The organism is Gilliamella sp. App4-10, assembly GCF_001690495.1.
Taxonomy (GTDB): domain Bacteria; phylum Pseudomonadota; class Gammaproteobacteria; order Enterobacterales; family Orbaceae; genus Gilliamella; species Gilliamella apicola_G.
Genome location: NZ_LZGS01000035.1, coordinates 548,068 through 559,934, shown reverse-complemented (window position 1 = coordinate 559,934; position 11,867 = coordinate 548,068). Strand labels below are relative to the sequence as shown.

Sequence of the window (11,867 nt, the reverse complement as noted above, 5' to 3'; positions counted from 1 at the left end):
CGTTTTTATTTTGGTGTTAATTATATGAATATACAGCAACAATTTAATTTAACTGGTAATGAAATCGGTTACTGGTTTGTAAGTGCTAATGGTCGATTGTGGTTGCCTGATGGTGAAGTTCCTGTCGGGTGTGCTGATGAGCTAGGTTTTACGAATAAACTTGCTCAACCAATAGGCGAATGGAAAGGGCTAACGGCTTGGCTGATTTGTTATGAAATGAAAAATTCGATGAGTTCAATTCGTCCATTACTTGATAGGACTGATCAATCCTTATTTAATATGGCTGGTCGAGCAGTTCAACTTTCTGAGTTTTACCGTTCCCATAAATATTGTGGTTATTGTGGGCATGAGATGTATATTAGTAATACAGAATGGTGTTGTATGTGTGACCATTGTAAAGAGCGTTACTATCCACAAATTTCACCATCTATTATCGTGGCTATTCGCCGCAAAAATAAAATTTTATTAGCAAAGCATGTTAGGCATAATCAAGATAACTTGTATACTATTTTAGCTGGTTTCACTGAAATTGGTGAAACAATGGAAACAGCAGTTGAACGGGAAGTTTTTGAAGAATCAAAAATAAAAATTAAGAATATTCGTTATGTAGGATCACAACCTTGGCCATTTCCAAATTCATTAATGATGGGTTATTTAGCTGATTATGATAGCGGTGAAATAGTAGTAGACAAAAACGAACTCATCGAAGCAAACTGGTATCATTATACAGAATTGCCTAAAATTCCTAAATATGGCACTATTGCTAGACGTTTAATTGAAGATACAATTATACTTTGTCGCGAATATGATGAATATGGAAATGACTAATCATATTGAACTGTCCTTATTCGATTGGCGGTTTTTTACTCGTTGCCTATTGTAATACAAACCATTTTAGTCTAATCGAAGTTTTGATTATAATCCGAATAAGTACCCATATTAGGTAGTTCAATTTCTTATTAATTTTTATCATTAATGATGGTGTTACCATTTGATGCTAATTTAAAGGTTTTGATAATGGTTTTTTCTAATTACTTATTCGCATTACATAACACGGGTTCTATATGATCTTGCTCATAAAATTCTGAGTTTGCGTCTATAATCGTTACCATTTTTCTTTATGCCAAAACAGTTTTTGGATGAAACAAAAGCAATATCATAAATATTTTTGGTGAGGTCCATGCCATAGCTAATTTCATGATATAACCTTTCTAAATCGTAATTAGTAATAAAGATTTGTTTATTTTATTAAATTATTTTATTTGAAGACCCTTGAATATGTTGCTGTTTAATCATTTTACTAAACGGTAAAAGCTTTGGTTCAGTATAAAAAAATAATTATTAATTACTGCACTTGGTAACTGTAGTAAGTTATTTATAGAGTAATTTTTTTATCCAGTTATCTGGAAATATGTTCAGTTAACAAATTATTTGTTGATCGTTGTTCATTGTTGCCTTATTGATTTTTATTTTTGCACCAAATGGCAAGAGCATCGCAATGCCAATCTTTCATCATGTAATACCAAGCAGATCGCCATTTACGTACAGTATCATTGTGTAAGTTAAGAGTTTTTCCTATTTGTAAATTATTAGCTCCAGAAACAAGTAGATCAATGAATTGTAGCCATAATTCAGGTTTTGGTATACGGTTTAAATGGGTGTTGCTTAAAGTATTAAAACTATGCCGGCAACGCTTACAGCGGTAACAAGTACGTGAACCCACTTTGGTTGTTTCGTTGGATCCGCAGTGTATACAAGTTGGGCTTTGTTCATTCAATAAGTCTGTCACTTTAGCTTTAATAATTTTATATTGTTGAGCCAAGGTTGGAATTAATGTGGCTTGCTTTTGATGTGTATACCACTTATGCAATGATGGGTAATGGATTTGAAGATAATGAATAATAGCTCGATCTCGACGTATGACCTTTTCGTGTGAAATTTCAAGTTTTTTGGCAATTTCGTGATAACTCATCTTGTTTATGCGGTTAGTAAAAATAATCTCTAACCAATTATAGGGCATTAAACGATTGAAGGGTGTATTAGTTGAAACGGTAAAATATTTATGACAATTTTTACAACGATATGTTTTAGTGGGTTTTGAACGAATTATGTAAAATTTAGTTTTTTTACAAAATGGACAAAATTCTGTATGTTGCGATGTGATTTTCTCTAGATCATGATAAAAAGCTGTCAATTCATCATATAATTCGGTTGGTACGAGTTCATAAATCATTTTTTATTCCATTATCGCTTATCCCCCGCAAATGTTATCAAATTTTTACTTAAACATATAGCTATCCAGAAATTTTTTTACGCTTTTTAGCGAAGAGTAACATTTGACCTAGTATGAGTGTTAACCTGTTTGTATTTATTAATTTTTTGTATCTTCGATGAACTAAGAAGATACAAAAATGTATTGCTACTACATAGTATGATTATTAATGCAATTTGCTGATTGTAATATGATCAATCGGCGAATAATGCTCTTTCCAATTAGGAAAGAGCGGCAATGTCTATATGAATAAATATTATTTTTGTTGATGCAACCATTCGGCGACTTGTTTAGCAAAATAGGTTAATATTCCATCGGCTCCCGCGCGTTTAAAGCAAAGCAAAGATTCCATAATGGCTGATTTTTTATCTAACCAACCATTTTCAATTGCCGCTGTTAACATGGCATATTCGCCAGAAACTTGATAAGCAAAAGTCGGTACAGCAAAAGTTTCTTTGACTCTTTGCACTATATCAAGATAAGGCATACCCGGTTTAACCATGACCATATCTGCACCTTCGCTTAAATCTTGATAAATTTCTTGTAATGCTTCATCACTGTTAGCGGGATCGAGCTGATAAGTTTTTTTATTGCCACCTTTAATATTTTTGGCAGAGCCGACAGCATCACGAAAAGGACCGTAAAAACAAGATGCATATTTGGCTGAATAAGCCATAATTTTGGTGTTAACAAAACCGTGATTTTCTAGTCCATTACGTATTTCGCCAATGCGACCATCCATCATATCACTTGGTGCGATAATGTCTACCCCCGCTTCTGCTTGCATTAGCGCTTGTTTAACAAGCGTTTCAATAGAGCGATCATTTTGTACGTACCCTTGTTCATCAATAATGCCGTCTTGCCCATGTGTGGTATAAGGATCAAGTGCGACATCAGTAAGTATACCTAGTTCAGGGAATTCTTTTTTTAATGCTCGAATCGCTTTTGGTACTAATCCAGTTTCATTATATGCTTCTTGTGCAAGTAGTGATTTTTTTGCTGGTTCAATAACAGGAAATAATGCAAGAACAGGAATCCCTAATTTAGCTACTTGTTCTGCTTCGTTTAGTAATACATCAATACTCATTCGGTTTACATTTGGCATTGAGGTAACGGGTTCAGTAACATTATTTCCTTCAATAATGAAAGCTGGATAAATGAGGTCATTGACGGTCAAGCTATGTTCTGCAACCATACGACGACTAAAGTCATGGGAGCGATTACGGCGTAAGCGACGAGTTGGGTATTGACCAGTAAATGATAGCATGAAAAACTCCTGTGTATTCTTTATAAGATTTGAATTATTATCTGATGCCATATGTTGATTGGCAAATTAATTTGCTCTCTTAGAATAATTCGATTTTTTACTTTACAATATATATTGATTAGAGGTAAAATTGCGCACTAAATTTAGTCCCTTGTGATATTAAACAAATTTGAGGTGAGAGGCACATGCCAGTAATTAAAGTACGTGAAAATGAACCTTTCGATGTAGCATTACGTCGTTTCAAACGTTCTTGTGAAAAAGCAGGAGTTTTAGCTGAAGTTCGTAATCGTGAATTTTACGAAAAACCGACAACTATTCGTAAACGAGCTAAAGCAGCTGCTGTTAAACGCCATGCTAAAAAATTGGAAAGAGAAAACGCTCGTCGCACTCGTCTATATTAATTGTTTTTAAGATTATTTATACTGAAAACTTGAATTGATATTAAAATCAATTTTTTATTTTTTAATATAAAGAATTCTAACAAGCCGTATTTTTGATACGGCTTGTTGTCTTTCTATAATACCAGAATTGGTTGAAAATTTATCATGAAAGGTCTTATTCCCCGCGATTTCATCTTAGATCTCATTGCTCGAACTAGCATTCTCGATGTGATTAGTAAACGCGTTAAAATGAAAAAAAGGGGGAATAACTATTTTGGTTGTTGCCCTTTTCATGATGAAAAAACAGCCTCTTTTTCGCTTAATGAGAAAAAACAGATCTATTACTGTTTTGGATGTGGTGCATCGGGATCGGTTGTTAATTTTTTAATGCAATATGAACGGTTGTCTTTTCCTGAAGCTATTGAAGAATTAGCTAGTATGCAAGGAATTCGAGTACCTTATATTGATAGTGATAACAATGAAATTGATCAATCTAAACATATTGAATCTCGAAATGTACGTCGTGATTTGTATACCTTGATGGCTAAAATCACGGATTTCTACCAGCAGCAATTAGCATTACCAACATCTATCGATGCTCAAAAATATCTTGAGAATCGAGGTCTTAACGCTGAAATTATAGCCAGATATAAAATTGGTTATGCCCCTAATGATTGGCGATTAACTTCACAAAATATTGTTAAAACTAAGACTGAAGCAGAGCTTTATAAACAAGCAGGCATGCAAGTAACCAATGATAGTGGTAATCAATATGACCGCTTTCGGGCACGAGTCATGTTTCCTATCCGTGATAGGCAAGGAAATGTCATAGCATTTGGTGGAAGAACTATCATTAATGATCCTGCGAAATATATTAATTCTCCGGAAACTCCAATTTTTCATAAAGGTTTCCAACTTTATGGACTTTATGAAACACAAGAAGTGAATCGTAATCCTCAACAACTCATCGTGGTTGAAGGTTATATGGATGTGGTTTCGCTTGCTCAATATGGTATTGATTATGCTGTTGCATCTTTAGGCACGGCAACGTCAGAAGAACATATTAAGTTATTATTTAGAGCAACAGATTCGGTAATATTTTGTTATGATGGCGATAATGCTGGGCGAAGTGCCGCTTGGCGGGCTCTTAATGTATTATTGCCTTGCTTAATCGATGGTAAGAAAATTACCTTTGCTTTTTTACCTCAAGATGAAGATCCGGATAGCTTTATTCGTAAAGTTGGTAAAGCGGATTTTGAAGAATATTTAAATGAGGCCTCAAATTTATCAAAGTTTTTATTTGATGAACTTTTGAAACAGGTTGATTTAAAAACTGCTGAAGGAAAAGCTAAATTGAGCTCGCTAGCTTTACCACTACTTGATCAAATTAAGGCAAAAGCTTTTAGATTAAATTTATTACAAAAACTTGGCAATTATTTAGGTTTGCTTGATGTCTCTCAACTAGAGCAATTAATGAGTGACAATCGATACAAAGGTAATGAAAAGGCAAAAGAAAGAGCCCCTGTATCACAAATAAAATTAACCACTATGCGTGTTTTAATCGGTTTATTACTTCAATATCCTAATCTTGCTGAACAAGTTTCTGATATTAATGTGATTCGCCAAGTTAAAATGGCAGGTATTGAGATCTTTATTGAATTACTTGAATTATGTCAACGTTATCCCAATATAACGACAGCACAAATACTAACAGAGTGTATAGATAGACCGTTTTATAAACAATTAAATCGTTTATCAACATGGGAGTGTCATTATCAAGATGATGAAATAGATTCAACTTTTTCACATACTTTAAAAGAGTTATATGATAATATACTCGCCCAAAGGCAAGATGAACTAATCGCAAAAGAGAGAGTCTCTGGTTTAAGTACCGCAGAGAAAAAAGAATTGGCGACTTTAATACTTGTTTTATCAAAAAAAGACTAAATATATAGGGTATATGTAGATTTTCAGATATAGTTCTACATATATAATATAGATGACCAAATAACTAAAGTGGATACCTTTTATGGAGCAAAATTCTCAATCACAGCTAAAACTCCTAATCATTCGAGGTAAGGAGCTAGGATACCTGACCTATGCTGATGTCAACGATCATTTACCTGAAGAGATTATTGATTCAGATCAGATTGAAGATATTATCCAAATGATTAATGATATGGGCATTCAAGTGCTTGAAGAAGCCCCAGATTCTGATGAGTTATTACTTTCAGATAATGTCCCTGATGAGGAAGCCGTTGAAGCAGCAACAGCATTAGTATTATCTAATGTTGAGTCAGAAATTGGTAGAACAACCGATCCTGTTCGTATGTATATGCGCGAAATGGGCGCGGTTGAGTTGTTAACACGTGAAGGTGAAATTGATATTGCTAAACGTATTGAAGATGGCATTAATCAGGTTCAAACGTCAGTATCCGAATATCCAGAAGCCATTACCTATCTTTTAGAGCAATATAATTTGATCGAAAGCGGACAGGTTCGCTTATCTGATTTGATTACCGGTTTTGTTGATCCAAATGCTGAGGAAGTCTCTGAAGAACTACCTGAAGAGTTAGTTAGTGAAACCGAAATTGACATTGATGATAGCGACGATGAGAATGAGGATGAAGAAAGCGATTCTTCAACTGATGATGATGTTTCTATTGATCCTGAAGTTGCCAGAGCTAAATTTGCTGAATTAAAAGAGCAACATGATAAAACATCGGATGCTATTAAAAAATATGGTCGAGCTCATAAAAAAGCGCAAAAAGAGATTGAAAACTTATCAGAAATATTCAAACAATTTCGTTTAGTTGCTAAGCAGTTTGATATTCTTGTTAATAACATGAGAAGCATGATGGAGCGCGTTAGAACACATGAACGTGCAATTATGAAGATCTGTGTGGAACAATGCAAAATGCCGAAAAAGCAGTTTATGACGCATTTTACTGGTAATGAAAATAATATGAGCTGGTATCAAAAGGCATTAACAGCTAAAGGCGCATTTGCTATAAGTTTGAAAGAATTTGAAGAACCTATTCAAGTTCAGATCAATCTATTGCAGCAAATTGAAATAGAAACTAACCTTTCTATTGAGCAAATCAAAGATATTAATCGGCGCATGTCTATTGGTGAAGCTAAAGCACGCCGTGCTAAGAAAGAAATGGTTGAGGCTAATTTGCGTCTCGTTATCTCTATTGCGAAGAAATATACCAATCGCGGATTACAATTCTTAGATCTTATCCAAGAAGGTAATATTGGTTTGATGAAAGCGGTTGATAAGTTTGAATACCGTCGTGGTTATAAATTTTCAACCTATGCGACTTGGTGGATTAGGCAAGCCATTACTCGATCCATTGCTGACCAAGCAAGAACAATTCGTATTCCAGTACATATGATTGAAACAATCAATAAACTAAACCGTATTTCACGTCAAATGTTACAAGAGATTGGTCGTGAACCAACGCCTGAAGAGTTGTCAGAACGCATGCAAATGCCTGAAGACAAAATTCGTAAAGTGCTTAAGATTGCTAAAGAGCCCATTTCAATGGAAACACCTGTTGGGGATGATGAAGATTCCCATTTAGGTGACTTTATTGAAGATACTGCTCTTGAGCAACCGTTAGATGCAGCTACGTCTGAAAGCCTACGCAGTGCGACACGTGATATTTTATCTGGATTAACGCCAAGAGAAGCCAAAGTGTTACGTATGCGATTTGGTATTGATATGAATACGGATCATACGCTAGAAGAAGTCGGTAAACAATTTGATGTTACACGAGAACGTATTCGTCAAATTGAAGCTAAAGCCTTGCGTAAGTTGCGCCATCCAAGTCGATCCGATGTGCTTCGTAGTTTCTTAGAATAAATTTTATCATTTACATATAACGCCACTTTTGTGGCGATTTTTTTAATTGTTTTTAATTAAAGACACTAAAAACCATGAATATACTGCAACGATTTAAGATTGATTCATTTTTATGGATTTTAATTTGTGTTGTGATTACAGCTAGTGTTTTTCCTTGTGAAGGACAAACCAAAACTGTTTTTGAATACCTTACAACCTTCGCTATTGGCTTACTCTTTTTTATGCATGGCGCCAAACTCTCTTTTCAAGCAATTGTTGTTGGCATAAAGAATTGGCGATTGCATTTATTAATATTTGCTACTACCTTTGTGATTTTTCCTATATTAGGTTTGATGATGCAATTGTTGGTGCCAAATTTTTTATCACAAGATATTTATTTAGGCTTTATTTATCTTTGTGTTTTACCGGCAACAGTACAATCAGCTATAGCTTTCACTTCAATAGCAAAAGGTAATGTAGCAGCAGCTGTTTGTAGTGCATCTGCATCAACTTTATTAGGTGTTTTTATTACCCCTCTTTTGGTTGGATTATTAATGCATACCCAAGCTTCGACATCAATGAACATAATTGATGCGATTAGCTCTATTATGTTAAAACTGATGTTGCCTTTTATTGTTGGGCATTTATCTAGACGTTTTATTGGCAAATGGATAAATAAATATAAAAGCGTTATTTCTAAAATAGATCGCCTGTCGATTTTATTAGTAGTTTATGTTGCTTTTAGTGATGCGGTAGTTAATGGTATATGGTTGCAAGTTGGTTTTTTATCATTATTAAACATTCTATTTTTCTCGATTATTCTATTGACTATAGTGTTATTTATTACCACTTATAGTGCAAGATTTTTAGGTTTTAGCAAAGAAGATGAAATCACAATTGTATTTTGTGGCTCGAAAAAGAGCTTAGCGAGTGGTATTCCAATGGCAAGTGTTCTTTTTCCCATATCAATAATAGGCATTATGATTTTACCTTTAATGATCTTCCATCAAATCCAATTAATGATTTGTGCCTTTTTAGCGGCACGTTATGCCCAACAAAAAATGTAAAAATTGTTTTGCTCATTAGCCTATTCTCAAGGATAATAGTGGTGCTAATTAACAACAGAAAGATATATTATGTTTCATCTATTTGCTGATTTAGAATTTTCAACCATTATAGTATTAGCCTTTGCTTTACTTTTTGTACTTTTTTACGAGGCTATCAATGGATTTCATGACACCGCCAATGCTGTTGCCACTGTTATTTATACAAGGGCACTTAAAGAACAACTCGCAGTTTTTATGGCAGGAGTATTTAATTTCTTTGGCGTGTTACTTGGTGGGCTTAGTGTTGCTTATGCAATTGTGCACTTGTTACCAACTGATTTATTACTTAATGTCAGTTCGGCTCATGGGCTTGCTATGGTATTTTCTATTTTATTTGCAGCAATTATTTGGAATTTAGGTACTTGGTATGTTGGTATTCCTGCATCAAGTTCACATACTTTAATTGGTTCTATTATTGGAGTGGCACTTGCAAATGCATTGATTATGGATACATCAATCATTGATGCGCTTAATATCCCTAAGATGCTCCAAATCTTTTTATCCTTGATTATTTCACCAATAGTTGGTCTTGTTATTGCCGGGTTAATGATCTTTTTTCTACGTAAATATTGGACACGTAAAGGGCAAAGTAAAAAGAGCAGTAAAAAAAGAGAACGTATTTTTATGACGCCTGAACAGCGTGAAAAACTCTATGGCAAGAAAAAGCCACCGTTTTGGATCCGTATCATGCTTATTATATCGGCTGCTGGCGTGAGCTTTTCTCATGGTGCTAATGATGGGCAAAAAGGAATTGGTTTATTAATGTTAGTGTTAATGGGAATTGCCCCTGCTGGTTTTATCGTTAATATGAATGCTCCTACTTATGATATTACTAATACCCGTAATGCAATCCATAATATTGAAGAGTATTTTGTTTCGCATAGTGAAGATTTAACAACTGTGATAGGTAAACAATCTGCGATTGATGCAAACATTCCTATTACAGATTTGAATCAATATCATTGTGATTATTCTCGTTCCTTCATCACTATTGGAATAGCGAATTCACTTTTTAATAAAATTAATGATTATCAATCGTTAAATGTAGAACAACGATCTCAGGCTAGACGTATATTATTATGTTTATCTGATACTGTTTTGCATGTTGCCAAACAACCTAATGTGCCACCAGAAGACAAACAATATTTAAAATCTTTAAATAATGATTTGCTCAAAACTGTTGAATATGCGCCTATTTGGATCATTATTGCGGTAGCTTCGGCGTTGGCAGTTGGAACAATGATAGGGTGGCGGCGTGTAGCTATTACTATAGGTGAAAAAATTGGTAAAAAAGGTATGACTTACGCACAGGGGGTGTCGGCACAAATCACAACGGCTTTATCAATTGGGATTGCAAGTTATACCGGTATGCCAGTATCGACAACCCAAGTTCTTTCATCATCTGTTGCTGGTACAATGATCGTTGATGGTGGTGGAGTACAGGGTAAAACCATTAAAAATATTGCGTTAACATGGATTTTAACACTTCCAATTTCGATTTTGCTATCTGGATCACTTTTTTGGCTTGCTCAAAAATTAATTTAGTAGTAAAAAGAGAATATCAATTTGTAATTTAACCTGAGCATCAAATAGGAAGGAGTAACGTATTATGGCTTATAAACACATATTAGTTGCAGTGGATTTATCGCCTGAAAGTGAAGTTCTTGTCGAAAAAGCAGTTTCTATGGCTAGGCCGTATAATGCTCAAATATCATTGATTCATGTTGGTATTAACTATTCTGATCTTTATACTGGTTTGGTTGATATTAATATGAATGATATGAAAGATCGAATTACTGAAGATGCACACATTGCATTAAATAAATTGGCAGATGATGCGGGTTATCCTATTGCTCACACTCTTTCAGGAAATGGAGAATTTGACCAAGTATTAATTGAGGCAATTCACGAATATGGTGCTGATTTAGTCGTGTGTGGCCATCATCAGGACTTTTGGAGTAAGTTAATGTCTTCTGCTCGTCAACTTATCAATAGTACTCATATTGATACTTTAATTGTGCCATTAAAAGATGAAGAACCTGTGCAAGAATCTGCTAAATGAAGTATTAAATATCAACCCGCTCATTAAGCGGGTTTTTTATACGTATTAGATAAATATTTTTGTGAAAAAATTTCAGGGAAGTAGGTGTTTTAGTTTATTTGTTGTGTATGCATATTGTAGTTTATCGAAATATACTCAAATTTTCATTTTAGTTTATAAGGGGATTTAATATGAATATAGCTTTAGTTACTGGTGCATCCTCTGGTTTTGGGCAAGCCATTTGCCGTAAGCTAATTGCAGACGGTTATAAAGTAATAGGTGTAGCTAGGCGTATAGATAAACTACAAAAACTTGCAGATGAATTAGGTATTAATTTTTTGTCATTGCCATTAGATATAACTAAAAAAGATGCAGTGAATACCATTTTGTTACAATTACCGAATGAATTCCAACCCATAGACGTTTTGATTAATAATGCAGGTTTAGCATTAGGCTTAGAGCCTGCTTATGAAGCAGATTATAACGATTGGGAAACAATGATTGAAACCAATATTATTGGGCTAGTAAATTTAACTCGACAAATTTTACCAGAAATGGTTGATCGCAATTTTGGTTATATCATTAATCTTGGATCTGTGGCTGGCACTTATGCCTATAAAGGTGGGAATGTTTATGGTGCATCTAAAGCCTTTGTTAAACAGTTTAGTGCTAATTTGCGGACAGATTTATTAGGAAAAAAAGTAAGGGTCACTAATATTGAGCCTGGATTATGTGGTGGTACAGAGTTCTCAAATGTTCGATTTCATGGCGATAACGAAAAGGCTTCAGCGATTTACCAAGGCGTTGAATTTATTACTCCTGAAGATATTGCCAATACTGTCTCTTGGTTAGTTAATACACCAACTCATTTCAATGTCAATTCAATTGAAATAATGCCTGTTGCACAAGCGCCGGCAGGATTGACTGTTTGTAAAGAAGATAAATAATATAATC

General features: G+C 34.3%; 10 protein-coding genes. 8 read left to right on the top strand and 2 right to left on the bottom strand.

Annotated features, from left to right (window positions below):
• The first annotated feature begins 24 nt into the window (after positions 1 to 24).
• Positions 25 to 828, top strand: coding sequence for an NAD(+) diphosphatase (gene nudC / locus A9G23_RS07600; RefSeq protein ID WP_065587013.1), 804 nt, complete (start codon positions 25 to 27; stop codon positions 826 to 828).
• Between the two features lie 628 nt (positions 829 to 1,456).
• Here nudC and A9G23_RS07595 read toward each other — a convergent pair.
• Both A9G23_RS07595 and hemB read right to left on the bottom strand, forming a co-directional pair.
• On the bottom strand, positions 1,457 to 2,233 hold the full coding sequence (locus A9G23_RS07595) for a hypothetical protein (protein ID WP_065587012.1): 777 nt from the start codon (positions 2,231 to 2,233) through the stop codon (positions 1,457 to 1,459).
• Between the two features lie 295 nt (positions 2,234 to 2,528).
• Positions 2,529 to 3,539, bottom strand: a complete 1,011-nt coding sequence (gene hemB, locus A9G23_RS07590) for a porphobilinogen synthase (RefSeq protein ID WP_065587011.1) — start codon at positions 3,537 to 3,539, stop codon at positions 2,529 to 2,531.
• A 185-nt stretch (positions 3,540 to 3,724) separates the two neighbouring features.
• Here hemB and rpsU point away from each other — a divergent pair, with 185 nt between their 5' ends.
• The 7 genes from rpsU (at position 3,725) to A9G23_RS07555 (ending at position 11,860) form a co-directional block, all read left to right on the top strand.
• Positions 3,725 to 3,940, top strand: a complete 216-nt coding sequence (gene rpsU, locus A9G23_RS07585) for a 30S ribosomal protein S21 (protein ID WP_034882800.1) — start codon at positions 3,725 to 3,727, stop codon at positions 3,938 to 3,940.
• Positions 3,941 to 4,084: 144 nt separating this feature from the next.
• Positions 4,085 to 5,866, top strand: a complete 1,782-nt coding sequence (dnaG, locus tag A9G23_RS07580; RefSeq protein WP_065587010.1) for a DNA primase — start codon at positions 4,085 to 4,087, stop codon at positions 5,864 to 5,866.
• Positions 5,867 to 5,948: 82 nt separating this feature from the next.
• A complete protein-coding gene (rpoD, locus tag A9G23_RS07575; protein ID WP_065587009.1) occupies positions 5,949 to 7,787 on the top strand; it encodes an RNA polymerase sigma factor RpoD in 1,839 nt (612 codons plus the stop codon).
• Positions 7,788 to 7,861: 74 nt separating this feature from the next.
• Positions 7,862 to 8,833 (top strand): bile acid:sodium symporter family protein, encoded by a 972-nt coding sequence (locus A9G23_RS07570; protein WP_065587008.1) that lies wholly within the window; start codon positions 7,862 to 7,864, stop codon positions 8,831 to 8,833.
• Between the two features lie 69 nt (positions 8,834 to 8,902).
• The gene (pitA, locus tag A9G23_RS07565; RefSeq protein WP_065587007.1) at positions 8,903 to 10,417 is read left to right on the top strand and encodes an inorganic phosphate transporter PitA; all 1,515 of its coding nucleotides are present in this window, start codon (positions 8,903 to 8,905) and stop codon (positions 10,415 to 10,417) included.
• Positions 10,418 to 10,481: 64 nt separating this feature from the next.
• Entirely contained in the window at positions 10,482 to 10,934 is a 453-nt protein-coding gene (uspA, locus tag A9G23_RS07560; RefSeq protein ID WP_065587006.1) for a universal stress protein UspA, read from the top strand.
• A 170-nt stretch (positions 10,935 to 11,104) separates the two neighbouring features.
• Positions 11,105 to 11,860 carry an SDR family NAD(P)-dependent oxidoreductase gene (locus A9G23_RS07555; RefSeq protein ID WP_065587005.1) on the top strand — a complete coding sequence of 252 codons (756 nt, stop codon included), beginning with the start codon at positions 11,105 to 11,107 and terminating at the stop codon, positions 11,858 to 11,860.
• Positions 11,861 to 11,867 lie beyond the last annotated feature (7 nt).